We start from the raw sequence: 24,553 nt of genomic DNA, 5'->3' as shown, positions 1-24,553 counted from the left end.
GCTGGCCCATTGACAGTCGCGCTCACGGCAGCGGCTGATCGTCCGTAGGCTCACGGCGTGGGCGGCGAGCGGCCTCTTGGGTCGCGTACAGTTCAGCCTTGCGATGCGTCAGCACGAAGTGACGGATCAATGCAGCCAATACGCCCAGGAACAAGCCGACGACCAGGCTCACCGCGACAATCAGCAGCTTTTTCGGCTTGATCGAGGTCAGCGGCTCCTGAGCGCGACGGTCGATGGACACCAGCTTCAGGTTGCTCATGTCGATATTGAGGCCTTTCAAGCGCGCGATTTCGGCCCGCAGCGGCTCAACGTCTTGCAGGAAGATGTCCTCATTCCCACGCTTTTGCAGGACTTCAACCTCACGGTTGGTTTCAAGCAATTGCAGCTCTTTGCCAATTTCGGCGATGCGGCTATTGGTGAAGTCATCGCTGGTGCGCTGTTGCAATGCGGTTCGCTCGGCTTCCAGCGCCTCGGTGCCGAGGAAATACAAAGGAATCTTTTGGTTGCTGATCTCGGTGCGTACCACTTGGTTGGAACCGGCCCGTGTGGTGTCGGCCATGGACGACGGCGTCGTAGGCTTTTTGATGCCCATGGATTTGGCAATCGAGATCGCTTCGGCCAGCTCTGCCAAGCGGTCGGTGCGCTCCATTTTCATCTGCAGGCGCAGCCCGCTGAGTTCATCCTGCAAGCGGGCGCGCTTGACCCGGTCAGCTTCAAGCAGCGTGGCGATCTTCGATTCCTTCTCGGTATCGTAGTTGGCGCGGGCCGCGTCAATCTTGCCTCTGAGCTCGGTCAAACGGTTATTGACGATGACCTTGAGGTCGGCGCCAACCTGCTCACGCTCTGCCGCGACGGCATAGTCGACAAACCCGTTGAGGATCGCCACGCCGTCTACGTCCGCTGGGTATTGCATCTCAAGACGCACATAACTGCTCAACGAATCGGACTTCTTCGGGTCTGGCAGAATCAGGTTAATCGAGTTGCGGTTGAAGTCTTCAAAGCTCTGCTCAAGGCTTCGCCCTGGCTTCTGAAAGGCCTTGAACAGTTCTTTGTGGCTTTTGAAAAACCCCAGGCGAGCCCCATAGGAATCCAGCTGGGCGCCGACTTTTTCCAGCGCATCGGCGGGCGGCAACTTATAAACCTCGGAGCGATTCAACGCATCCAGCTCATTGATGGCCGCCGGGCGCAGCACACTGCTGACCTCATATGTCTTGGGAGCAAGCAGTGCGTAACCCGTCCCCAGTATCCCCGCCAGAATCGTACAACCCACTATCAGTTTTTTTTGCCGCCAGATGGCTTGGAACAATTCAAACAGATCAATTTCATCTGGCGTTGCAGGTGAATTGAGCGGAGAAGTTCGATTCAAAATGAGAACACCTTAAAATGACATTAAAAAGCCACCACCCCATTCGAACTCGAGCACAGGCTCTAATGACGGAGAGACGAGGGACAACGCCCTGGCACAGTGACCAACGGCACTCAGACCACACGCTAATGCGAAAAATCCGACGCAATTAGAGATTGTTTCTATTTCATGTCGATGACGACGCAGGGCCATCGCGAATGTTTGTCCGAGAATGTCATAAGCGTAGTCAATAGTTCAGTGAATCTCTGCCCGCTAACGCATAAAGCCCTTTTCGGTACATTTTGGTCAGCACGGGGTTACAATTTGCCCTGTTCAACTTTCGGCACTCAGGTGCTCACCCTCAATCCAGCCCCTGCAACAAGGAATGTGCATGCACTCTTTCTCAGATCCGGACTATCAATTTCTTCAAGGCGCTTGGGAGCAGACCGCCCTCGAAGACAGTGGCGTGCTCAACCCTGCCGACGCGCATAGCGCGCCGGGGGCAATCACGACCATTGCCGGGGACACGTTCGAGGTGAAAACGACCCAGGGTGAAGTACTGCTCGCAGGCCGGTTTACGCTGGACAGCAGCACGGCGCCCAAAAGCATCACCTGGGTGGATGCCATCGGCGAAGATGCCGGCAAGCCACTGCCCGCCAGCTATCGCCTGGAGGGTAATGATTTTGTGTTTATCGCCGCCGATGCGGGCATGCCAAGGCCAACGGTATTCAGCACGGGACCCGGGCAAACCATGCGCACTTTTGTGCGCAAAGGTTGATCCGCCCCCATCCGAACTTGCGACATGGTTTTCACACGGCCTTCACTTTCCGGCCTATAGGGTGAGGCCTACCTACTCCAGTGAATCACTTGGCCCGCCTCTCCTCGCGGGCCTTTTTTTGCGTGTGGGAAAACCGCTCAGGCGCAACGCTTGGTGGCGGTCAAGGTGAAACACAGCGGCAATTGGGCCGGCTGATGCGCGTACTGCTCGTAAAGTTCTTCGCGGTTGCAATGCGGGTATTCCTGCAGGTGCTCGATCTGCAGTTGCGCGGCAATTGCGCCACTCACCACGCTTCCCAGGGTATGCACGTACCAATAGGACGTCGGACCGGCAACCTCGCCCTGCCCTTCGTAGACAATCGACTGCTGCAGCACGAACGGATCGCGCTGAAAATATGAACTCGCCGGCAGCAAAGGGTTGGCAGCCCTCGGGTCAAATACCTCCAGGAAGGGATGAGTTTCGTAGACCACCAGCGTGCCGCCGGGTTTGAGGGCACTTGCCACATGGCGCATGAACAGCGCCACATCGGGCATCCAGTTGAGTACGCCAATGGTCACCAGGGCGACGTCGAAGCGCCCCAGCAGAGGTTCGGGCAGGTGATGGATATCGGCTTCAATGAACTCGGGGTTATGCGGCGACACTTCGGCCAATTCCCGCGCTTGTTGAAGAAACGCCCGGGATTGATCGACGCCCAACACACGGCGGGCACCCAGGCCGAGCAGCGACAGGCTTTCACGCCCGTTGTTGCAGCCCAGCTGCACCACGTCCTTGCCGGCAACGCCGACGTCTTGCAGCAACGCAGTGATTGTTGGATCCAGGCACGAAAAATCCGCCTGGGCGACCGATTCCACCAGCGTCTTCCAAGTGGCGGTGTCTTTGTGCAGCCTGGCGGAGGCGTCCCAGGCGTCCTTGTTATGAGCAATCGCCTGTTGGGCTGAGGGCATCTCCATGTGCTTCTCCAGATCGTTACTACAACGGGCTTCGGAAATTAAGCCAATTGCCTGTCAGATGAAACCCTCTGAGGCGGCGAAACTTCTGTTAGAGCCCGTAGGTCACTAGCCCAATGAGTCTCCAGCCCCTGAACACTCTTAGCGAAGACAGCGCCGTGGCCAATCACTCCGACCTGCGTAATACCCTGTCCCTGGATAGCCTGAATTTCTTTCTGGCCGATGTCCGTGACGGGCTCGGGCCTTACCTGGCGATTTACTTGCTGGCGGTGCACAAATGGGAGCCCGCCAGCATCGGCGTGGTCATGACCCTGGCCGGCATTGCGGCCTTGATCACCCAGGGTCCGGCGGGTGCACTGATCGACCGTACGCGCAGCAAGCGTGCGGTGATCGCAGTGGCCGCCCTCCTTGTCACGGTCAGTTGCCTGCTGCTGCCGTTCGTCAGCGCGTTCAGCTGGGTGGCATTGACTCAGGCGGCCAGTGCCGTAGCCGCCTCCGTGTTCGCGCCGGCGATTTCGGCGATTTCCTTGGGCATTACCGGGCCGCGTGCCTTTACCCGCCGCACCGGTCGCAATGAAACCTTCAACCACGCCGGCAATGCCGTGGCGGCCCTGCTGGCGGGCGGTCTGGCGTATCGGTTCGGCCCGGTGGTGGTGTTTTACTTGATGGCCTTTATGGCCGTGGCCAGTGTTGTGGCGGTCAGCTGTGTCTCGGCGTCGGCGATTGACCACGAAGTCGCCCGGGGCTTTGATCCCGCGCACCGCAGCGATCATGAACAACCCTCCGGCGTGAAGGTGCTGCTAAGCAATCGCCCGCTGCTGCTGTTTGCCATCTGCTGCGCGCTGTTTCACCTGGCGAATGCCGCGATGCTGCCGCTGGTCAGCCAGAAGCTGTCGCAGATCAACCTGCAAATGGCCACGCCGCTGACCTCGGCCTGCATCGTCGCCGCGCAGCTGGTCATGGTGCCGATGGCCTGGCTGGTGGGCATAAAAGCTGACGTGTGGGGGCGTAAACCGTTGTTGCTGGCCGGTTTTCTGATTTTGCCGCTGCGTGGCGTGCTGTATACCCTGTCCAGCGACCCGTACTGGCTGGTGGCGGTGCAGATGCTCGACGGCATCGGCGCAGGGATTTTCGGCGCGCTGTTCCCGGTGATCGTCAAGGACCTGACCCAGGGCACGGGTCGTTTCAACGTCAGCCTTGGCGCGCTGTCCACCGTGTTTGGCCTGGGCGCGGCGCTGAGCAGCAGCCTGGCCGGTTTCGTGGTGCAACAGGCCGGTTACAACGCGGCCTTCCTGACGCTGGCGGGGGTTGCGGCGGCAGCGCTGGCATTGTTATGGCTGGCGATGCCGGAGACATTGGCGAAACCATCGCTCGCGCGCATTACAACTGTCGCCTGACATATGCGACAATGCGCGCCAAATTCCAACACACATCCAAAATTTTCTGCTCAGCGACCGGGTTTCGCGCCTTGATGTCGCTGTTGACGCATGCCTGAAGGCTCCTGCCGCCACGCTCGCAACCCATTGATAGGTAAAGTAATTGATCTCCACAGCTAACATCACCATGCAGTATAAAATGCAGCCCAGTGATTACTGCTGATCAGTGTTTACTGGGCGAAATCGTCATGAGTAATCAGCGATAACGCACCGAATCACACCCGCTGGTTCCACGATTGGTCCCAGCGGGTGTAATTTCAGCCCATGCCGAAAATGCATAATCCTTCCTCCGGCGTCCTGCCGAACGAAAACTCCTCCTCTTGTAATGTCAATCGAACTACCCATACTTTCCCATGCTCTATCGGGAGTCGCCTGGGCCCTCCAGGCCAACCTCAGGGAGTGGAATATGTCTGATGATCTGAAGAACCGTGGGTCTCAAGATCGTGCTCAGGTGAACACATCAGAAGCTTGGGAGCTAAAGCACTGGACGAAGGAGTTAGGCGTAACGGAGCAACAGCTCAAAGATGCAGTGAAAGCTGTAGGCCCGATGATTGCGGACGTTCGTAAAAAGCTCGGCAAGTAGAATCAGGCGCGCCCAGCGCTTGCGGGGTGTGTTCAATTTCTTTGCAACGTCTTGAGCCAACATTCAGCAGCGCACCGATGCCCCCCCCCCTTTACGACGTTCGCCTCACGGAGAAACACTAATGCCAAATTCAGATTTGATCCCTTCCCTGCTCTCGAAACTCTATGAAAACCAACTCGCTCTTGAGGCTTCTATCTCGGAGCTATCGAACTGGGTGGAACAGCGCGGCTCCACCGAAGTGGCTGAGAATGTCCGCGGCGCCCTAGACACCCTCGATCACAACCAAGACTTCATAAAAATAACCTTAGCAGTCCTCCTGGCTCCGGATTGAACGCCTCTCGTCGCCTGAAATCGCGTCGTGCTTAGATCTCGATTACTGTATGAACATACAGCATTCGGATTTACTCACCATGCACTCTATCGACGAAGACACCTCAACGTGGCTCGGCTGCCCTACGCCCCTGGAAATGTACAAGCATCAGTGCGCCCTGCTCGAGGACGAGCTGAACGAAACCTTAAAGCGGTTAAGTGGCGCTCGTCGGAATATTGCTGGGCTGGTTCAGATGAGCGATGGACTTGCCACGCGTTTAGCTGAAGCACTGGCATACCTCAACGTTGCCCGCATCGAAATTGATGATCTCAAAGAACGATGCTCAGAGCCCTCTATCCTCGGCATCAAGCTGGTCACCGAACAGCGCGACTATTTGCTGAGGGAGAATCAGCGTTTGCTGGCGGAACTGAGGGCGCCTCAAGAGCGCCCGGTTCGGGACGCTACTTTGAAAGCACTTTGAGGCGCTCCTCAGTTGCGTTGTCGAAGATGACGTAAAGCTGTTCAATAGTTTCGTCTGCCACCGCGCGCGCCGACTCCAAACCCAATACGAACCCGTCGGCCCGAGCGCCTGCTTTGGCCGCCACAATCATTGAGCCCGCCCTTGCAATCTGTGCCAACAGCTTATCCGCGCCTCGTTCGATCCTGGCGCTCAGAATTACACCATCCATATCAAATCCTCTGAGAAATATCTGGCAGCAGGCGCGTCAGCCCAGCTCGTCTACATACGCGGCCTGCGCTTGCTCTACCAGCTCACGCCACTCGCCGCTGTCGATAAGGCCTTTCTGTTGCAGATCATCAGCCAGTGAGAGCCGCGTTTCGTAGCGATCCTCTGGAGTGGCTGAGATGAATTCAGGATCAGTGCGCAAGGCGAACCACGCCTCCATCGCGTTAACTTGTTCAATGTTGATCGTCATGACGAATACTCGAGGTCAGTGTCTACAGTGTAGAGATTGGCCAGCGCCCAGCTGTTCAGCAGGTCCGACGAGCGGAGAACACCATGTGCGGGAGAATTTCACAGTACCGCGGCATCCACGACTTTGTCACAGCGCTGAGCATGCCCAATGCCCTGGCGAATTCGGTGGGTGACCTGCCTATTGAGCGCTACAACGTAGCGCCCACGACTCAGGTCGCGCTGCTTCACGTCCAGGGCGAGCTGCTCCTGGCTGAGGCGGTGCGCTGGGGTTGGCGGCCGCACTGGGCTAAAGACCGCGCCGCGCCAATTAATGCGCGCGCCGAGAAGGTAGCCCATGGGCCTTTCTTCCGGGCGATCTGGCCGCACCGGGCAATCACGCCCATCGATAACTGGTTTGAATGGGTCGACGAAGGTGGACCCAAAAAACAGCCCTACCTGATCCGGCGGCGCGATGGCGCTCCCATCTTCTGCGCTGCCATCGGCCAACTGCCCGACGCTGATGAAGGACCAGGCGAGCACGACGGGTTCGTGATCATCACCGCCGACAGCGCAGGCGGAATGGTGGACATCCACGACCGGCGGCCGGTGGTGCTGACGCCCGACCTGGCTCGTGAATGGCTTGACCCGGCCACGCCCAAGGAGCGCGCCGAGCAGATGGTGCTGCACCAGGGCGAGCCAGCTGAGGCATTCGAATGGTTCAAGGTCGATACGGCCGTGGGCAACGTACGGAACAAGGGGCCCCACCTGATACAGCCTGCACCCTAAAACAGCCCGCCGAGGTCAGAGGGTTTCCAATTCATGATCACAAGCTCGCCGCTGACCTCGGCTTTTCCCTGACGCTGATTGGTGGTGCTGTACCGGATGTCCAGCGTTTCAAAGTGGAACCCCTCAAATACCCGCCGGATATCAGGGTGGTCGTTGATACTCACCATGACCTTGCCTTTGCAGCGGCGCATGAAGTCGGCCATCCGCTCATAGTTTTCGAACGGAAAGTCCACCCCGTAGCCTGCCGTCTGCCAGTACGGCGGGTCCATGTAGTGGAAAGTGTGTGGCCGGTCGTAGCGCTCGGCGCATTCAAGCCATCCTAAGTTTTCGACGTAGGTTCCGGAAAGGCGCTGCCAGGCCGCAGAAAGGTTCTCTTCAATCCGCAACAGATTGATAGCCGGCGCCGTAGTGGCGGTGCCGAAGCTCTGGCCGCTGACCTTGCCGGCAAAGGCATGGTGCTGCAGGTAGAAAAATCGGGCAGCCCGCTGAATATCGGTAAGAGTTTCCGGCCGAGTCATCTTCTGCCACTCAAATACCTGCCTGGAACTGAGCGCCCATTTGAACTGGCGCACGAATTCCTCCAGGTGGTTTTGCACCACCCGATACAACGTCACTAGGTCGCCATTGATATCGTTGAGGACTTCAACTTGTGCAGCCTGGGGCCGCATGAAGTAGAGCGCCGCGCCGCCAGCGAAAACTTCAACGTAGCATTCATGTGGAGGGAAGAGAGAAATCAGACGGTCGGCCAGGCGGCGCTTGCCACCCATCCATGGAACGATTGGGTTTGTCATTTTTGCAATCCTTTGCAAGGTGAGTGTTCATTGTGGTGGTGCTGATTTTTGCAACCTGAAAGGTAGGTCAGGGCGCAATTGTCCTGATATAGGCCTGGCACGCCCGCAGCGCGATCAATCCTTGGTCGCCGGCGTCGGTGATGCCGATAATTCTTTGAGCATGAGCTGGGTCAAGTTGGGCTCTACGGGCTGCATGAACCACGCCGACGGCGCCGGCGGCGGTAGGCACGTTGCAGCCACTGGCTGGATCGTCGGCAAGGAGGACTGACAGCCGCACATCAGCAGTGGCAAGGCGGTCGCGCAAAAGAGCCTGGTTGCGTTGAGCATCGGATAGTTCTCGAGTGTGTTGTTGGTCCTGGTTAGCGAGTTCTTTCTCGATGACCAGCCGCTTTTCCTGTTCGGCGCGGGCCTGCGTAGCGGCGGCATTGCTGACCGCGGTCAAATCATCCTTGTGCAGGCCGGCCTGCTCGGCGAGCTTCTCCCCCATGCGCCAGTCCTGCACCTGCCAGGTCACGCCCACGGCGCCGGCCATCAACACCAGGATCAGCAGCACCAGACTCGCCAGTTTCTGCACCGGCGTCATGCCAGCGCCCGCCGCACGCCTTCCGCCAGTACCGCATCCGGATAGGCAAACCCGGCATTTTCGTGGTGGATGATCGCCTTGACGAAGCCGGACATCACCATCGGCTGCGTTAGGTCAACCTCGGCGCCAAGGCGGGTGCCGGTGTTCGCCTCGACGGCACGCACGTAGGCTGCGGTGTCGTTCTCTACAGCCGGCGCCCAGCGACTGATGATCGCCTTTACCGTCTTCAAGCCATGCTTTCGCTGATAGGTCAGCAGCACCTTGCCCAGGGCGCGGATGCCATTCTCTGGCGTATCAAACCGAGCGAACCGCTTCTCAACCGAGGGATCGGGCTTTAGCTGGCCTTGCCACTGGTTGGCTGAGTTGTAGTCGATGTTGCCGGGGTTGCGGTTACGAACGCCGCGGGTTTCAGTGATCGGCATAACTTTTCTCCAGACGAAAAAAAGCCCGCGTCTTGTCGGGCGATACTCTTTCGATATACTCCGATTAATTATCGGAACGGACAGGGATGGATCCCATGAAATACGGAATACTTTTCTTAGCAGTCCTCACTCTGAGCGCCTGTGAAACTTATAGCGGCGGGCAGGATGGCCCTGACATTAAGGCTGGTCGACTTCAGGTCAGTTGCAATGCAACCCCGGCCGATCAGCCCGGATGCTACACCCCAGCCCCTTCCTGGTGGACCAAGCTCCCCGGTCATTTTTTCATTCGTGGTAACGGCTTTTAAAGTTTGAAGCGCTGAGCTTTCTCCAGGCGAAAAAAAACCGCTCAAGGCGGTATCGGTGTGCTTGTTTGTGGAGGGCTCTGCTTAAACCTGTGCAGCCTTCAACGCAGCGAGCTCTGCGCGCAATTCTTTGACGGCTCCCATCAAGTCCGTGATCAGCGCCATCGGTTCGAGTTGCTGAACGCGGGGTTGGCCATCTTCGCCAAGCCCATCTTTTTCGCCGGTAACGGCAAGCGGGTTGACCGCCTGTGCCTCGTGCGCGATCAGCCCTTGGTAAACGACGTCATCGCCTTTGAACACATCGCCAAAGTTTTTGCGCTGGTAGGTGACGATCCGGTAAGCGTCGACACGGTCCAGGTAAGATGTCTTCGGCGCGTCCTTGATGTATTTCTTGAAGCGGTAGTCAGAGCCGAACAGTGTCATGGTGCCCACGTACGTTGCGCCGATGTACACGTCAACGTTGGAGCCAGTCCAGTTGAGATTATAGGACTGAGCTGTATAAGCCCCGCTCACACCAGTGCGGCAACGAATTCCACGAACCGGCAATTCTACTGAGACCTCATTCGATACAGCCAACGTACCAACTGCCACACCCGACGCGGATACGGTAGTGACTTTCAAGATCCCATCATATGAGTAGGTCATGGCTGGGCCACCGGCGGTATTGCCAGCATTTACTGAGCGCCAAGAGAAACCACCGTCACCATTACCTTTGTTTACGATGAAGTGCCCTTCCCCCAGCCCGGCAGCATTCCAGCCCGCATACAGACCCTGGATGTTGTACCGGCCCGAAGCCCCCTGCACGCCTACCTCGGTGAATATAGCGCGGCCATCAGTCACGCCAGTGCCACCCTTAGCAATTGGTAAGGCGGACGGGAGAGTTCCAGTCGCTCCGCCGAGGGCGGTATAGAGCTCCGTAGACATTGCGTTCATTTTAGCGGCGGCGCTCCGGGTGGTATCACCACCGGCGCCTGTGGGCGCTGTACCTAAGTTGATTTCCTGTCTTGCCATTATAAACTCCAAGTAACATATTCATCGTTAATCAAGAAAAGGGTTTTGCAAATACCATTGGTAGATATTGTGCTGATGGTAAATCAACACCTACCGCCTGTAAGATCATTCTATCGTTTGGGAAGTCCCAAAAGGCATACATGTTACCTTGTCTAGATTGCAGACCCGGCATGTCAAAGGCAATATTATTGATCAGCATATAATCACCATTGGATAATGGAAATCCACCAGTAGGCGTCCACATTAAATTGTATAAACCTTGTAAAGTTTGAGTTAAACCTAGATAAGTCCAGTTGTTTACAGTTGCTGTGAATTGGGCACAAGGTGTTCCATTATCAAAGATAAGGGTTTTATTAGCATCCCATAAGCGCAAACCATATGTGGCAGTTGGTGTTGATCTAAACACAGCAGAAAACCACTTACCTGTTGCACCAACAAGCGATGTTGAAAAAGATACAGCGGTCCAATTACCCGGTGTTCCAATCACTTGACAGTAGTATAAATTGCTAGCAGCATTTGGTCTTACAAATACCAATGGTGGCTCTGTAGTTGTAACCGCTGCCTTGAAAAAGATTGGCGTATTCTGACTGCTATTTGTTGTCCATGTTCCAGACTCTACAATTACAAGCCTGGAAAATTCAGAGTCAAGAGTTACAACATCCTTATTGTTTACAAAAGTTAGGCCGAAGGACATTATTTATACCTCATAACTAAAAGTCTCTGAGGTGTTGTTCCAATAGGTGAACCAGCAGCACCGCCCGGTGCACCAAAGTAAACCCTTACATAACCCGGTGGACCCGGATAAATAATAGGTGTATATGTAATAGGTGTACGTTGACCACTAACTTCATATGGTGCTACAGGAACACAAACAGCAGAATACGTAGTAGGATTAACATCTGGATATCCGGGAATCGCCAAATCAATAAATCTACCTTGACCGGCTGCAGCCTGAACAATCTGTGAGTGTACAATCCTTACAGTAAATGAATTCTCATCCAGCTGGAGGGCGCCATTAGCGCCCCAAATTCTCATACCAACACTCATTCGCTTAGATCCCCAATTTGGACCCGCTTGACGCCGCCATTGTCCCAAAACCGTAATGATCTATTTGTCATCATTGATCTACCCTGCCCAGGAACAACCCCATTGATTTCAAACGTGCCATCAAAGAACAGCTTCCAACCAGCCTTACCCGGGTCGTAGTTGTTGGATTGGATGTAGTTGCCGATCTTGGCGTTGGTAATCGTGCCGTCCTGGATGAAAGCCGATTTAATGAAAGTCTGCCCACCCTGTACCGCAAAGGGCACGATGCCGGCCTGCCCGATGGCGAACCGGTCGGCGTCGATGATGAACTGCGACTGCAGACCGCCCGGCCCGTTCTCCAACCCAAGCCCGATACCCGCGTACTTGTAGAGGCCGGTGGCAGCCTCGTACTGCAACCGCACAGTCCAATTCGCAGTGACCTTGCCGTCGACGGTTTGAATGGCCGTGGCGTTGGTCTGGATGGCCAGGGTGTTGCCGCCCACCGAGGTCTTTAGCGTCTCGATGCTGGACGCGAGCACGCCCTCGCCGCTGATCCTTGCGGTTTGCTCGGCGGCGACTGCCGCGGCGGTCGCCGCCACCTTCACCTCGACGGCCTCGGTTTTCTGCCCCTGGACAAGATCCCCCTCGATCAATGCTGACTGAGTTGACCAGACTCCAATGTAGGCTGCCTCCGACCCCATCAGCGCGCTATCGTCGCCCTGCAGCGGTGGATTGACCTGTACGTAGATGCCGTCTACGCGTTCAGCGGTGGTTTTGACCTTGCCGTCGAGCGTGGTAACCGAGGTTTTCAGCGTGCTCAGGCCCGACGCTGTGGCAACCACGCCGATGACTGGATCGTTGACTGTCGTCCTCACCGCATTCAACTGCGACGCCTGGGCGCTGATGTCCTGGCCGTGCTGATTGATCGTCGCCGAGTTCTGCTGAACCTGCGTCACCAGGGCGTTTACCGTCTGCGTGACCGTGCCGATGTCGGTCCAGTAGGTTGCGTTCGGCGGCGGGCTATTCGGCGGTACCGCCCCGTTTGCCTGATACAGGTGCTGACCCATTCGCACAATGTCGTTCAAGGCGTAGGCCTTGCTGGGAACGTACTCAAGAGCGTCGACGATCTGGTCAATCAGGCCTTCCAGCTCCTTCTTGGCCGTGTTGATGCGGCTGTTCACCGAACCCGGGCCATTGCCGTCGACAAGGTTGATACGGTCGTTGAGCGTCTTCCCAAGCGACGTTTCGTTGATCTGCCCCTTGATCTGTTCAAGGATCGGGCCAGCGTCGGAACTGGCTTGGCCCATCACGCCATTCACCACCGGGTAGAACGGCCCCATGTTGCCGGTGCGGTCCACAAGGCGCGCCCAGAAGAACAGCGTTGCACCCGCCTGCAGCTGCTGCATGCGATAGTCGGCCTGCGGGTAAGCCAGGTCGGCCAGCTTGGTAGCCGCCGCCTGGTTGTTCGCCGGGCCGTACCACAACTCGGTGCGCTGGGCGTCCTCTGCACCTGGTGGGAAAGCCCACTTGATGCTGATGCCAAATAGTTCGCTGGTGGTGTGCAGGAACGACACCGCCGGCGGCAGGCCAGTTTTGCCTTGCAGGTTGGTGAGGTTCGAACTCTTCCAGACTGAGGAAATTTCAAAGGCGCTCACCGAGCGCACGCGAGCCAGGTAGGCGCCCGAGTAAATGCCGGTGACGTCGACGCTGGTCGAGCCAGTGCGCTGCACCTTGATCCAGTTGCCGCTGTCCTTACGCCACTCCACGTCGTACGCGACAGCGCCAGCCACGGCAGGCCATGAAATGTTCATGGTGCTGATCGCAATGCCCTGGTTCACGGCGTAGCTCGACGTGAGCGTGACACTTGCCGGCGGCGGAACGACGGTGATCGGGATAACGCTGATCGGCCGCTCTTCCAGGCGCGCGCCGGTGTCGATGTGCGCGAACTTGCTTGGGTCGTACTGCACGGCCGAGATCTCGAACACTCCAGGCTCTGGCCGGGCCACGCTCACCACGCGGTAAAGCGGGATGGCCAGGTCGTCAGCATCCAGTGCCCACACCAGCTCAGGCTCGGGCGCAACCGAGTAAGCCACGGTGACCGTGACCTGCCGGCCACTGACCAGTTGCACGGTGCGCCCCTCGCACTTACCGTCGGGCAGGTTGAGGATCAGGCGGTCGCCGGGCTTAGCCTGGGTGTCGCGGTCGAGAGTGATGATCTTGCCGTTCACCGCCGAGATACGCCCGCCCACCGGCCGACCGGCCAGCAGTTCGTCAGCGATCGGGATCACGTAGCCAGGCAGCGGAATGCGCCCGTCGAGGCCGACCTTGAAGGTGACCGCCCGATCCTTGGCGTTTGTGAGCAGGGCCCACTTACCACGGCGCTGGGCCTCCGATTCGCGGGTGCAGCCAATCGCGCTGATCTCCAACGGATTGTCGCCATAGCGGCGCTGCAGCTTCTGGTCAGTCACCGCCGTGACATCGGTGTCGTAGTTGTTGAGCGGGTTGTCGTAGCTGACCAGCGCGCGGGTATAGCGGGTGCGCTCCGACGCGCTGGAGTAGGTGAACTTGCCATCGATCACGTTTGCGCGGGTGTAAGCGAAGTCGAAGTCCGTGGCGCGCGGCATATCCGAAAGGGTGAATACCTGGCCCTGGGCCCAGTAGGTCATCCCACGGTAGATCGCCGAGATATCGCGCAGCAGCGACCAGGCATCAGCCTTGCTCTGCAGATTCAAGTTGCAGATGAAGCGCGGCTCCTGGCCACCCTTCCCGTCCGGCACCAACTGGTCGCAGTACTGCGAGATCCGATACAGCTCCCACTTGTCGACCATCCATGGCTTGATGCGGCGGCCCAGGCCGAAGCGGTCGTTCGTGGTGATGCCGAGCGTCGCCCAGGTCGGATTGTTGGTGTAGGCCTCCTTGAAGGTGCCGTCCCACACGCCGCTGTATGTGCGCGATGCGGGGTCATAGTTGCTCGGTACTGACCATTTTCGAGCCTTGCAGCCCACGGTCACCGCCGGGATGCTGCGGAACTGCTCTGCCGAGAACTCGATGTAGAGAAGCGCGGTATTCGGGTAGCGAATTTTCGCGTCGATCACCTCAGTGAAGCCGGCGATCTGCATCGTGTCCGAGATTTTGTTGTTGTTCTGGTTGATAGTCAGACGGGTGATGCGCATCAGCCAACCGGTAGTTGCCTTGGGCAAATCAATGCGACGAGTGCGCTCATAGGTGCTGGTGGTCTTGCCGTCGACAGCCTCACTCAGCACCTGCTTGTAAGCGCCGCCATCGGTGGCCAGCTCGACCTTGTACTCAATGCGGTAGCCGTTGATGTTGTTGTCCGCATCGACGGATTGCAGTGCTGGCCATGCGAATCGAACGCGCACAGCGGAAAGCTGAGTGTTGCTAATCGCCCGAACCCACGGCGTGCCGCTACGCAGCTCCGTGCTGATGGTGGTCTCGTTCTCGACGGACGGAATACCCTGGATATAGGTCTGGTCGACCGCGCCAGTACGCCATTCCCACTTCACGTTCGGGAAGTTCATGTTCCCCTGAGGGTCTTGCAGTGGGGTGTTGTCGAGGTAGATGTCCTTGGCGGTTGGTGTTCCTTCGAACTCGCCCTCCCCTACAGCGATCAGCATCTTGGCAATAGCGACCGAGCGCAGACTGTCCGGGGCTTCCGTTGGCGTTTTTGGCTTCTCTTCGCCGCCCTTGGCGCCGTGGATATCAATCTTGCGTGCTGCGCCCATGCTTTCCTCCGGACAATAAAAAACCGGCTCATGGCCGGCATTGGAGCTGCGGGTGGTCTTTACATCTGATCTTCGGCGTAAATCGCGGCACTGATAATTGCGCCGCCCCAGCGGCGCTCGCCAATGCAGAGCGGTACCGGGTTACCGGATGCCGTGGTGTTCTTGGCGCTACCGAAGGCGTAGCCGGGAGTATTCACCGGCGCCGCACTGGTCTTGAGGCCGCCGGCCTGGGGGCTGAGCATTTGGATAACGCCGCCCAGCAGCATCGAGCCGCCCATCATGATCAAGGCTGAGCCAAACGGTGCACCCGCGCCAAAGGTTCCGCCGGTGATGACCAGCCCGACAACGATCAGTACTGCGCCGACAATGGTTTGCAGCGCTCCGCCGCGCTTACTGCCGGTTATCACCGGGGCAATGCGAATATCACCCTCCCCCGAGAACTCAAGTTCCTTCTCAGCTAGGTTTGTCTTGCCGCGAAATACGGCGAACTCGATCCCACGGGACTTGGCGTTGGACAAGAATCGCTCGAACCCTGGAATTTGCACGCACAGGGCCTTAACTGCTTCTGCCGGCGTCCTTACGGCCATCCGAAAGGACTTACCAAACTGACGAAGCTGTCCGTAGAGCAGGATCGTGGTCATAGGCTGATAATTAACGGCAAGTGCCGCCATTTGCTTTTCTCCAGGCGATAAAAAAGCCCGCCGAAGCGAGCCTTGATCAATTTGATGCGCTGCAATACGCGCTAGTTTAAGTACCGCCAGTCTCTTACTGGCGATCCAGTAACTCACCAACAAATAGTGCGTTGTCTCAGAAGCTACGCCTCTGGGCCGTTTTAAAGTTACTCTCCAACGAATGAACCTAGCCCTCAAAATGGCAGCCTTACCGGACTACCTCGTTCGCTAAGCAACCTGGGTCGCAAACCTGCCCACCGCGTCGACCACTCGCTTCGCACCATCCTGAATTTCGACAATGACCTGACCTGCCTGGGTGGCGAGCTCAAGGCCCTGTTCCGCTTGTGATTTGCTATTTGCCATTTCAGTGACGGTCTCATCTACCAGCTTCTGATTCTGTAAAACTACCGATGCGATTTCTTCTGTCGCCGTGCTGGTTCGCCCAGCCAATTGTCGAACCTCGTCAGCAACAACGGCAAAGCCTCGACCCTGCTCACCTGCGCGAGCGGCTTCAATCGCAGCGTTTAAAGCCAGAAGATTGGTTTGCTGAGCGATGCTGCTAATCGTCTGAATAATCGAGCTGATCAACAATGACTGTTTGCCCAGCGCTTCTACTCCCCCAGAGGCTGCCTGCATGTCAGCGGCGATTTTACGCATTGTGTGCATAGTGTCGTTTACGACAACAGCTCCTCGCTGTGCGCTGATATCAGTTTGCTGGGATATCTCAAACGCTGTTTGGGCTGCCCCGCTGACTTCTTGCTCACGGGCCACCTGATCCGTCACCACAGTCGCGAACTTTACTACTTTACAAAGTTTACCTTCGGTGTCGTAAACCGGGTTGTAGGTTGCTTCCAGCCACACCGTTTGGCCGCGGCTGTCTAAACGCTCGAATCGGCCGGCAACAAACTCACCTTTATTCAACGCTGACCAGAAATCATTGTATTCCTGGGATGAAACTTGCTCTGGTTTACAGAAAACTCGGTGATGGCTCCCTTTTGCTTGTTTTAGGCTGTAGCCCATAGCTTGTAAAAATTGATCATTTGCCATCAGTACATTTCCAGAGAGATCGAACTCGATCACCGCTGTAGAACGTAGTAGCGCCTCAATGAATGACGCATTTTCCGAAGCTTTTTCTACTCGAGAAGTAATGTTAGTAGCGTAGCAAGTAACATGACTCAACTGGCCACTCTCATCTTTGATTGGCTGCCAATGTGCATGAATCCAGACTAATGAGCCATCAGCATGAAGGTACCTATAATCGTCGGTGATCGATTTGCCTGCGGCAACCGCGGATCGGAAGTTATGAAAGCACTCTAGCTTGGATACGTACTGCGGCACAATCTCTGCCATTGCGCGACCTAAAAGACTATCCGGAGCATAGCCCAGTGCTTTTCCAAAATTGTCGTTACATGCCGTAATTCTAAACGTTGAGTCGATACTCAAAGTTAACATTTCACGGTTAAGGCCATCGCGCAGCTGGCGCAGCTCCAACAGCTCATTATTTTGAAATTGAAGCTGTTTCTTAAGGTTAGCGTTGAACATAGGAAGTCGCCTCTGTGATCACACCAGTCCTATCGGCATCTTCTGGCGAAAATTGAGGACATCCGAGGGGAAAACGGTTTTGCTGTGCACAGTGTAGTTGAGCGACGATGCTGCAACATCCAGAAGCTGCAGAATTCAGCGACTCTGGCGCTAAATAAAATTATTTCAATTGGCTCATGGCGTCTTTGTGCCGGAGAATCAAGCTGGTTCGGTCATACCAAGGTCCGCCAAAGACAATGATCTCAGATGGCCTTCCGTAAAGATGGTGTAGTAGGAATGGACCGATGCCGAACGTACCCGACTCTTCACCAGGTAGAGCTGGATCAGTGCCCAGGTAGATCCCTGCATGGTTGGGGTGAACCGTCCGCCCAACGTGCATGACGATCAGGTCTCCACGTTGTGGCCGGGCGACACGGACGAATCCGGCGTCCTCGTAGTGATGCTCGTACAAACTGGCGTGCTCCGCACTCTCCCACCAGCCATCGATGCGCTGGAAAGCTTCGAACTCAATTCTCCATTCGCGCTGGTACCAATCGGCGCAGACCTGCCAACAGTCCCAAGCGCCGTGCACAAACGGCCGCTTGAGCAGCGGCGTGTTGCCCGTCGGGGTGATCGTGCGCAGGTCGCCCTCAGGCCACGACAAAATGTGCCAGGGCAGGGCCGTGGCCTCGCACATCGCCAAGTCATGCGGTGACGGCCTGCTGGTTGCGTCCGGGTGGGAGTGAACAATGCCGATCACTTCGCCCAGATCTTCCGCCGCGACATAGTCCTCGGGGTCGAGCCGGAACTCTTCGCTTGGCTCCGTGGCGATGTTTCGGCACGGGAAATATTTCTGCTTACGACCGATGGCCAGCAGCAGGCCACAGCACTCGCGCGGATACTCCGCCGCCGCATGCGCCTTGATCCCCGCAATAATGTGCTTGCGCATGGTCAGCTCCTGGCAAGAAGGGACACAGCGGGGAAACCGCCGAAGGAGAGTTCGTTGTTTTCGCCGAAGCGCTTCTTGCAGGAAGACAAGCAACCCTTGCACTGGTCCTTGGCTGGGTCATCCGTGAGGTTGTCCTCGTCGTCGAACATGGCCCCGCCGGTGTAGCCACAGTCAGGCCCACGGTAACCATTGGTCATGGCCCAGTGGCAGAACGTCGTCATCTGCCGGCCGGGCAGTCCGTGGTTGTCGATCTCGCCCGGGGACGAAAGCTCCCAGACCACAGCCTCTCCGTCCTCGCTGGTTTTCTGGTCGATGTACCAGATCTCCAGCGCTTCCTGTGTCGGATCAGCAGTAGGGTTGCCTTCGGGGAAGTTGGCTGCGTCCAGGTACTTGGCCAGGGTCTCGCGGACCGTCAACTTGAATTTCAGCATGTCCTCGAAGGCCAGGCACAGCGCCGTCACGCGACCGTTGACGTTGCCAGCGGCGAATGTCGGCCGGGTGGCCGTGCCGTCGCTACTTGAGCCAATGCCTTCTATCTGCACCGGCCAGGCCGCGTACTCGGCACCCTGCCACCAAATCGACTTTGCCGGCAGATCGGCTTCCGATCCCTCGTATGCCAATAGTTCGTCCGGTGTGTGCGGGATGGCGTGACCGTGAAAGCGCAGGTAATCGGCGCCGTACTCGGTCCCGTCAATTTCGAATAGGCGGATTTCGCCGCCGGGCTCCAGTTTCTGGATGTCCGTGATCAGTGCCATGGGCCGTTATCTCAGGGGTGAAAGGTTTGCTGGAAGGTGGCGGTGATGGCGTAGACCTGGCCGCCACGGTGAACAGGCTTGTAGCCGTTGCACTTGTAGAGCCCGAGCACGCCGAGTGGTGGCGTCCAGAGAAACGCCTTTGCCCCTTTGTGCTTGTCGAGGAACTTCCTGATCTCCAGGATTCGCGCGGCCATACCGGTAAACGTCACCGGCCAGGATTCCGACTGATTGTTCAGTCCGTCCTCGACCGACTGCTCATAGCCATCGCCGAACTTTTTGGTCCGGACGCGCTGGGTAATCTCCCCTTCCGCGCCCTTCTCCGTTGCCCATGTAAATCGTTCGATTGCCATCAGCGCCCCTTGATTGCTTTGTTGATGACGCCGCCCTGGCCCATGTCCTTGTTGCGCATCTGCTGGTACTTCTGCTCCACAAAAGCCGCCAGCTCCTTGCCGAACAGGTCGTAGCCAGGCGCGTCGGCGGAGGATGATGCGTTGCCGTCTCCGTCGATATGCACCGCGACGTTGATCTGCGTTGCACCCGCCCCGCCGCCGCCCATCGCCATAACACCAAGCTTGCCGCTGGATGTGCGAGTCAGTGGCATGATCGCCTCTGCTCCAGCCTCCCCCATGACACCGGTTTTGCCGTTGGCCATACCGAACGCCGTGGGCTTACTGACGATTGAATTGGTGAAGGCGCCGCCGTCGGCGAACATCTGCACACCGCCCGACCAGGCGCCGCCCAAAGCTTGCGGGAAGTAGGTGCCGGAATAGCCGCCAGCCGAGGCGCCAAGGTTTGAAGACGCGGCACCAGCTGATCCAGCAGCCAGCCCATTGCCACCGGCGGAGCTTCCACCGAAGTAGCTCGCCGCTGCGCCAACCAAACTGCCAAGCAATGCCGAGCTCGCCTGACGGGTCGCGATACGCGCCATATCCGCCAAAATCGACTTCGTGAAGTCCGCAAAGGAAAGCTTCCCAGTCATGGCGAAGTTGACGACGGCGTCTTCCATGGAGCTAAAGGCATTGCCGAACAGGCTTTTTGTCTGCCCGGCGACGTTGCGAGCCGAATCCAAGTAGTTGTCCCACGCCGCTGTTGCACCTTTGGTCCAATCACCCTGCGCATTTTCCACATCCGCGTAGTTTTGCCGAATCTGGTCAGTGGCAGCCTTGTTCGCGTCGGCGAGCGCCTGCGACTTACGCTTGAACTCCTCCTCTGACATGTTCCGCGACGGGTCAGACTTCTGGTTGGCAAGCTCGAGCGACTGCTGAGCAAATCGATCCTGTTGGTTGTTCAGTTCGCCGCTGAGTGCGTTCTGGCGGTCACCCTGGCCTACGCCAATCACGGCGCGCTGCCCGGCAAGCTCCAGGGCTCTCTGTTGCTGCCCCAGTGCCTGCACGTAGGTGCTGATCGCGCGCTCTTGCTTCGCCAGGCGCCCGGTCTCGTTGGTCGCCAACACTTCAAGCTGGCTATCAGCGTCCTTCTGCGCCTTGACCATTCCCGCTCGCGCGTCAGCGATCTTCTGGTCGAGCTGGATGGTCTGCGCGGCCGACGTGGTCTTCTTGCCTTTGGCGGCCTCAAGCGCTGCAATCTCTGCCTCGTAGGCCGCCTTGGTTTGGTCGAGCTGATTGCCGATCAACGCCTGGCGCCGCAGCAGATAGTCTTCCTCGGAAAGCAAGCCAGCCTTTTGAGCCGCTTCCAGTTCCTTCTGGTAATTTTTGTAGGTGTCGGTGATCGCCGCCAAGTCGTTCTTGGTGTTGTTGAAATTGGTTAAGTCGACCTGTGAACCGGCGGCCTTTGGGTCTTTGAACTTGTCGTTGATATTGGCGATGTTTTTGTCAACCGTTGCCTGAGCCAGGCGAGGATCGTTCGGCGCTACCTTGCGGATATCGTCGAGTTGCTTTTTGTAGTCCTTGAGCGCATCGGCGCGCTTCTGCTCATTCGTCCATGACGATTTAGTCAAAGCATCGATTTTAGCCATCGACGATACGGCTTCGCCTTGGGCCTTAGCTTGGTCACCCTCCCACTTGGCGATATCGGCTTGGGCCGCCTTCTCATCTTCCAGCATGTTTAGGCGGTTTTGCCGAAACTCAATCAGCGCGTCTTTGGACTTTTTGTTTTGGAACAAACCGTCCATGTTTTGCGCTTCAAGCAGGTCCGCCTTCGCACTTTCAATATCCGCGTTGATGTCGCGACGGCCAATATTCTTGATCCCGTCGGCGGCGCGCGCCACGGCGTTGTAGGCCTTTTCCCAAAGACTGAGGTTTGCCAGAATCTTCGGAGTGCGCTCATTGATCGCATCAGCGTAGGCATCGGTCGCGAGCTTTACGGCGCCGGCGTGATCGCCTTGTTTCTCAAGGGCCACGATTTGCGAGTAAACCGAGGCAGTCAGGTAGTGGTACTGCTCGTTTAGCGCGGCGGACGCCTTGACCGGATCGTCAGCCAGCTTGGAAAACTCGGCAACCGTCTCGCTCACGGCCTTGCCGGTCGCTTCCTGCATCGACACGGCGGCCTGAGTGATCTCGGTAAAGCTCGCACCTGCGATCTTCCCATTGTCAGCCAGCAGGGCCAAGACAGAGGCTGCTTGCCCCGTAGATCCGACAGTAGCGCTGACCTGGCGCGCCATATCGCCGAGCTGCCCGGCACTGACGCCTGCATAGTTGCCGGTGAGGATCAGAGACTTGTTGTATTTGTCGGTTTCGGCTCTGCCCTGAACAAATCCATAAGCCAGCGCGCCGATCGCTGCTACAGCAAGCCCAATAGGCGCGGCCATGGCTGCGATCCGAACGGCCGAAGCGCCGGCATTGGTCCCCAGCTCCAGAACGTTGTGCGCTGCAACGCGGATGTTGCCTTCAGCCAGAGCGTTTCCTAGCTGAACCACGTTCTGCCTGGCGGCTTTGGTGTTCAGGCCGAGGCCGGCAAACGCCGAACTCGTCTTGTCGATCTCGGCATACTTGCCATCGATCTTCTTCAGGGCCTGGTTGTATTGCTCTTGGTTGATACGACCCGCATCCAGGTGCTTACCCAGCTGCTCAACCTGGGTATCCAGCTTTACAAATGCGGCCCGGGCCGGGTCGATGGCACCCAGCAGGCTGTTCAGGGCCTTCTGTTCGTCCATCGCTGACTTGGCCAAGGCGATTTGCTGCTTATCGAGCTGCGCCGAGAGCTTCGCCGCCTCGGCCTCGCCATAGGCGCCGGTCTTGGTCAGCTTGGTGAGCGCATCACGCTGCTTTGCCAGGTCCTGCGTAGTCTTGGCACTGGTGGAAAGTGATTTCTCCAGCGCCTGCATTTCATTCATCAGGCTGACGGCGGATTGCTCGGCCCGGCCGCCGGCCTTCGCCATCTCATCCAGGCTGGTTTTCGCCTGGATTGCATCGGCCGAGTCGATCTTGACGCCGAGCTCTGCAATGTTCATCGACTCACCTTGAATAAGTGCCCGTGCTCACGGGCTGTTTTCCCTTTCCTCCGCCATGACGCGCAGGGCTTCGCCTTCCAGCACCTGAAGGTCAGGGAAGATTTCAGCGAGTTTCTTTTTCTTGATTCCGAGGAACCCGGCCACGTCGCGGATGCAGTTGTAATCGAGGCCGATCGCGCCGCCGGCGCCCGCCCGCCACTGAGTCGACATCCGGTTGAACAGGAAGAACGCCGGCCAGTTGCAGGGCCAGACCTCGGTCACCTCTTCAAGGTCACCCGGGGTGAGCCCGAACAGGCCCATCAACTCAGCAGGTGCCGCCGGCGCATAGAGTGCGCGGGCGGCGTCCGTCAGTTTCCCAAGCGGGCCTGACTGAATGCGCTCTGGTACGCATTCACGACCGCCTCAGCAGCGCCCTGGCAGGACGTCACCAGCGCACGAATGCTCTTGTCGTCGAACTTGTCGTCGAAGCCCCAGCCAACCACGAGGTCCTTGATCTGCTGCGACTGCTGCTCAGTGTCAGCAGCAACGATTTCGGAAAGCGTTGGGCTTTCGCCCAGGGAGGTCCGAGCTTCATCGCGCTTCAGGTTCCACTCATCAAACAAAGCGGCAAGCCCCGGGCGATCACGATACTTGAAGGTGAACTCGATTTTCTCGGGCTCACCCCCAACGATAGGGATCGACACGAAGGCCTTGAACGTCGGGTTTTGGGCGATTCTGATCTTTGCCATGGGTTACGCCACCGCTGTCAGGTAGCGGGTCGGTTCGCCCTGTAGCGCCAGGTTCACAGTCCGGGTCAGCAAGTTGCTGCGGGACACGGTCGGCTGGTTGGAGAACGAGGTGAAGGCGCCGTAGAACAGAGTGTCGTTGCCTGGCAGGTTCAGGCGCGCAGCCTGAATGGTCTGGCTGGCATCAGCGGCGCGAAGGATGGCGTTGAACGCCTGGCCCGGGTCATCCGCAATGGTCAGCGCCAAACTGGCCGCCGCTTTGTCGGTTGGCATCTGGCGGCCTTGCTTATCTTCCAGGAACACCACGTCCAGATAGTTCTGGGTGCCGCCGGCGAAAGCCACGTCAGTGATTTGCGGAATCTGCACCCAGGTCAGCACCTTCTTCAGCGAGCCGATGCCGGAGCCGGCCGGGTAGACCTGCACGTCGGTGGTGTCGATGCCGTCGAGGGTGATGGCGGTGGCAGTGGCAGCTTTCACACGCACAACCCGATTACCCAGGCGAGTCCAGCCGGATGTGACGATCACGATGTCGCCAGCCGACAGCGTGCCGCCAGTCAAAGTGGCCACGGCCTCAGCCGCGTTGCTCAGTGCCGAAAACGGGATGTCCGGGCCATAGGTTGCACCGTGCTGGAAGGTGCCGCCGTCCGGAATTTTGTAGCCCATGGGTATTTCCTCTTTGCAGATGTGAAAAAACCCGCTCAATGGCGGGTTCTTGGGATTGCCCAATGGGCGAATTATTTGGCGGTTACGTTATTCAGGATTACGGCAGTCTTGATAAGCCTCAAGAGGCAGCCCAGATTTGGAACCAATGACGACGCCGGTAAGGCCGCAGGAAGGACAACAGGCATGCTTTTCCAGATACCACTTCGTAATTTGACTCGGCGTAGACCATTCCCCGCACGCAGTGCAGATGCACCTGTCGCTGGCAATAATCTCGTCGCGGTTGTTCCAGGCGTGATCATCTGCCGACTCATCCAGCCACTGTAATCGCGCTTTTGTATCTTCATCCATGGTGACGCCCCTACCTACCCATTTACGTGGAGCGATTCTAGCGCGAGCCGCTCAATTGGTGTCGGCTCGGTACAAGAACGAGACTGGAACGGTGTAGGTGGAATCACCGCTGATGCCAGGGCCCGGGTCGACTGGCGACATGGTCACCACGGTGACCGAGCCCTTCGTGTCCCTGGCGTATAGCGGGAACAAGCCGACCAGCTCGAACGCAATAGGGTTCGTCTTGGTCTTCCCAGTGCCCGCCGGCGCGATGATGCTCACCTGGAACACTCCGGTGAACAGCCGGTGATCGCCGCCGAGCGTGTTGCTCGCGGTATCGCCCGGAATCGTGAACGCCCGCAGGTAGGTTTCGTCGACCGCAGGCTTGTAGCTCTTGTTTTCGAAGACGATCCCCAGCTTTTCCGGCCTGGCATTGTTCCAGGCAATCAGCTTTGCCTCGTAGATCGAAGCGATGATTGCATGCGACATCAGGCCACCTCGTACACAAGCGTAGGCGATACTCCGCGCAAGCTCTTCTGTCGGCCGCAGAGGGCACA

Annotated in this window: 27 protein-coding genes and 2 pseudogenes; 6 read left to right on the top strand and 23 right to left on the bottom strand. The window is 57.7% G+C overall.

The window, feature by feature from the left end; genetic code table 11:
- Window positions 1-22: 22 nt before the first annotated feature.
- Window positions 23-1,366 carry an LPS O-antigen chain length determinant protein WzzB gene (locus AACU78_RS23470; protein ID WP_106578058.1) on the bottom strand — a complete coding sequence of 448 codons (1,344 nt, stop codon included), beginning with the start codon at window positions 1,364-1,366 and terminating at the stop codon, window positions 23-25.
- Window positions 1,367-1,736: 370 nt separating this feature from the next.
- Between AACU78_RS23470 and AACU78_RS23465 the strand changes: the two genes are divergently transcribed.
- A complete protein-coding gene (locus tag AACU78_RS23465) occupies window positions 1,737-2,123 on the top strand; it encodes a TIGR03067 domain-containing protein (protein ID WP_106578057.1) in 387 nt (128 codons plus the stop codon).
- Window positions 2,124-2,260: 137 nt separating this feature from the next.
- Here the strand turns inward: AACU78_RS23465 and AACU78_RS23460 are convergent, their stop codons facing one another.
- Window positions 2,261-3,073, bottom strand: coding sequence for a class I SAM-dependent methyltransferase (locus AACU78_RS23460; protein ID WP_106578056.1), 813 nt, complete (start codon window positions 3,071-3,073; stop codon window positions 2,261-2,263).
- 155 nt (window positions 3,074-3,228) lie between these two features.
- On the opposite strand from AACU78_RS23460, the gene AACU78_RS23455 reads away from it, so the two are divergent.
- The 4 genes from AACU78_RS23455 to AACU78_RS23440 all read left to right on the top strand — a co-directional run bounded on the left by AACU78_RS23455 (window position 3,229) and on the right by AACU78_RS23440 (window position 5,880).
- A complete protein-coding gene (locus AACU78_RS23455) occupies window positions 3,229-4,467 on the top strand; it encodes an MFS transporter (protein WP_106578160.1) in 1,239 nt (412 codons plus the stop codon).
- A 445-nt stretch (window positions 4,468-4,912) separates the two neighbouring features.
- A complete protein-coding gene (locus tag AACU78_RS23450) occupies window positions 4,913-5,089 on the top strand; it encodes a DUF3606 domain-containing protein (protein ID WP_106578159.1) in 177 nt (58 codons plus the stop codon).
- Between the two features lie 121 nt (window positions 5,090-5,210).
- Window positions 5,211-5,420 carry a hypothetical protein gene (locus AACU78_RS23445; RefSeq protein ID WP_106578055.1) on the top strand — a complete coding sequence of 70 codons (210 nt, stop codon included), beginning with the start codon at window positions 5,211-5,213 and terminating at the stop codon, window positions 5,418-5,420.
- Window positions 5,421-5,499: 79 nt separating this feature from the next.
- A complete protein-coding gene (locus tag AACU78_RS23440; protein WP_106578158.1) occupies window positions 5,500-5,880 on the top strand; it encodes a hypothetical protein in 381 nt (126 codons plus the stop codon).
- Here AACU78_RS23440 and AACU78_RS23435 read toward each other — a convergent pair.
- Window positions 5,861-6,088 carry a hypothetical protein gene (locus AACU78_RS23435; RefSeq protein ID WP_106578054.1) on the bottom strand — a complete coding sequence of 76 codons (228 nt, stop codon included), beginning with the start codon at window positions 6,086-6,088 and terminating at the stop codon, window positions 5,861-5,863. The two genes, AACU78_RS23440 and AACU78_RS23435, sit on opposite strands and share 20 nt — an antisense overlap.
- Window positions 6,089-6,124: 36 nt before the next feature.
- Complete coding sequence (locus tag AACU78_RS23430) at window positions 6,125-6,334, bottom strand: hypothetical protein (protein WP_106578053.1); 210 nt, start codon at window positions 6,332-6,334, stop codon at window positions 6,125-6,127.
- Window positions 6,335-6,417: 83 nt separating this feature from the next.
- Between AACU78_RS23430 and AACU78_RS23425 the strand changes: the two genes are divergently transcribed.
- A complete protein-coding gene (locus AACU78_RS23425) occupies window positions 6,418-7,098 on the top strand; it encodes an SOS response-associated peptidase (protein WP_106578052.1) in 681 nt (226 codons plus the stop codon).
- Here AACU78_RS23425 and AACU78_RS23420 read toward each other — a convergent pair.
- The 19 genes and pseudogenes from AACU78_RS23420 to AACU78_RS23335 all read right to left on the bottom strand — a co-directional run bounded on the left by AACU78_RS23420 (window position 7,095) and on the right by AACU78_RS23335 (window position 24,485).
- On the bottom strand, window positions 7,095-7,889 hold the full coding sequence (locus AACU78_RS23420; protein ID WP_106578051.1) for a DNA adenine methylase: 795 nt from the start codon (window positions 7,887-7,889) through the stop codon (window positions 7,095-7,097). The genes AACU78_RS23425 and AACU78_RS23420 overlap by 4 nt on opposite strands.
- A 67-nt stretch (window positions 7,890-7,956) precedes the next feature.
- Window positions 7,957-8,472 carry a lysis system i-spanin subunit Rz gene (locus AACU78_RS23415; RefSeq protein WP_106578050.1) on the bottom strand — a complete coding sequence of 172 codons (516 nt, stop codon included), beginning with the start codon at window positions 8,470-8,472 and terminating at the stop codon, window positions 7,957-7,959.
- The gene (locus tag AACU78_RS23410) at window positions 8,469-8,894 is read right to left on the bottom strand and encodes a structural protein (protein WP_106578049.1); all 426 of its coding nucleotides are present in this window, start codon (window positions 8,892-8,894) and stop codon (window positions 8,469-8,471) included. The genes AACU78_RS23415 and AACU78_RS23410 overlap by 4 nt, the downstream gene beginning before the upstream one ends.
- Window positions 8,895-9,280: 386 nt before the next feature.
- On the bottom strand, window positions 9,281-10,207 hold the full coding sequence (locus tag AACU78_RS23405) for a tail fiber domain-containing protein (protein WP_106578048.1): 927 nt from the start codon (window positions 10,205-10,207) through the stop codon (window positions 9,281-9,283).
- A 31-nt stretch (window positions 10,208-10,238) separates the two neighbouring features.
- Window positions 10,239-10,901 (bottom strand): hypothetical protein, encoded by a 663-nt coding sequence (locus AACU78_RS23400; protein WP_106578047.1) that lies wholly within the window; start codon window positions 10,899-10,901, stop codon window positions 10,239-10,241.
- Entirely contained in the window at window positions 10,901-11,254 is a 354-nt protein-coding gene (locus tag AACU78_RS23395; protein WP_106578046.1) for a hypothetical protein, read from the bottom strand. The genes AACU78_RS23400 and AACU78_RS23395 overlap by 1 nt, the downstream gene beginning before the upstream one ends.
- Entirely contained in the window at window positions 11,251-14,976 is a 3,726-nt protein-coding gene (gene gpJ / locus AACU78_RS23390; RefSeq protein WP_106578045.1) for a TipJ family phage tail tip protein, read from the bottom strand. The genes AACU78_RS23395 and gpJ overlap by 4 nt, the downstream gene beginning before the upstream one ends.
- A 59-nt stretch (window positions 14,977-15,035) precedes the next feature.
- The gene (locus AACU78_RS23385) at window positions 15,036-15,647 is read right to left on the bottom strand and encodes a tail assembly protein (RefSeq protein ID WP_106578044.1); all 612 of its coding nucleotides are present in this window, start codon (window positions 15,645-15,647) and stop codon (window positions 15,036-15,038) included.
- 228 nt (window positions 15,648-15,875) lie between these two features.
- Window positions 15,876-16,310, bottom strand: a pseudogene (locus AACU78_RS30140) (methyl-accepting chemotaxis protein); the annotation flags it as partial.
- Window positions 16,311-16,412: 102 nt separating this feature from the next.
- Window positions 16,413-17,099 (bottom strand): annotated as a pseudogene (locus tag AACU78_RS30135) (PAS domain-containing protein); the annotation flags it as partial.
- 250 nt (window positions 17,100-17,349) lie between these two features.
- Entirely contained in the window at window positions 17,350-18,117 is a 768-nt protein-coding gene (locus AACU78_RS23375; protein WP_106578042.1) for a C40 family peptidase, read from the bottom strand.
- A 2-nt stretch (window positions 18,118-18,119) separates the two neighbouring features.
- On the bottom strand, window positions 18,120-18,872 hold the full coding sequence (locus AACU78_RS23370) for a phage minor tail protein L (protein WP_106578041.1): 753 nt from the start codon (window positions 18,870-18,872) through the stop codon (window positions 18,120-18,122).
- Between the two features lie 11 nt (window positions 18,873-18,883).
- Window positions 18,884-19,222: a phage tail protein gene (locus AACU78_RS23365; protein WP_106578040.1), complete on the bottom strand. Its 339-nt coding sequence runs from the start codon at window positions 19,220-19,222 to the stop codon at window positions 18,884-18,886.
- The gene (locus AACU78_RS23360) at window positions 19,222-22,281 is read right to left on the bottom strand and encodes a phage tail tape measure protein (RefSeq protein ID WP_106578039.1); all 3,060 of its coding nucleotides are present in this window, start codon (window positions 22,279-22,281) and stop codon (window positions 19,222-19,224) included. Before AACU78_RS23360 ends, AACU78_RS23365 begins: the two co-directional genes overlap by 1 nt.
- 27 nt (window positions 22,282-22,308) lie before the next feature.
- On the bottom strand, window positions 22,309-22,581 hold the full coding sequence (locus AACU78_RS23355) for a DUF1799 domain-containing protein (RefSeq protein ID WP_106578038.1): 273 nt from the start codon (window positions 22,579-22,581) through the stop codon (window positions 22,309-22,311).
- 47 nt (window positions 22,582-22,628) lie between these two features.
- Window positions 22,629-23,009 carry a phage tail assembly chaperone gene (locus AACU78_RS23350; protein ID WP_106578037.1) on the bottom strand — a complete coding sequence of 127 codons (381 nt, stop codon included), beginning with the start codon at window positions 23,007-23,009 and terminating at the stop codon, window positions 22,629-22,631.
- Window positions 23,010-23,012: 3 nt separating this feature from the next.
- Entirely contained in the window at window positions 23,013-23,669 is a 657-nt protein-coding gene (locus AACU78_RS23345; RefSeq protein WP_106578036.1) for a phage tail protein, read from the bottom strand.
- Between the two features lie 87 nt (window positions 23,670-23,756).
- Window positions 23,757-24,017, bottom strand: a complete 261-nt coding sequence (locus tag AACU78_RS23340; protein WP_080673241.1) for a hypothetical protein — start codon at window positions 24,015-24,017, stop codon at window positions 23,757-23,759.
- A gap of 51 nt (window positions 24,018-24,068) precedes the next feature.
- Complete coding sequence (locus AACU78_RS23335) at window positions 24,069-24,485, bottom strand: phage tail terminator-like protein (protein WP_106578035.1); 417 nt, start codon at window positions 24,483-24,485, stop codon at window positions 24,069-24,071.
- Window positions 24,486-24,553 lie beyond the last annotated feature (68 nt).

It is taken from the genome of Pseudomonas sp. R9.37, assembly GCF_963878885.1.
Lineage (GTDB): Bacteria > Pseudomonadota > Gammaproteobacteria > Pseudomonadales > Pseudomonadaceae > Aquipseudomonas.
The sequence above is the reverse complement of the archived record's forward strand: the minus strand, read 5'-3'. Positions and strand labels throughout refer to the sequence as shown.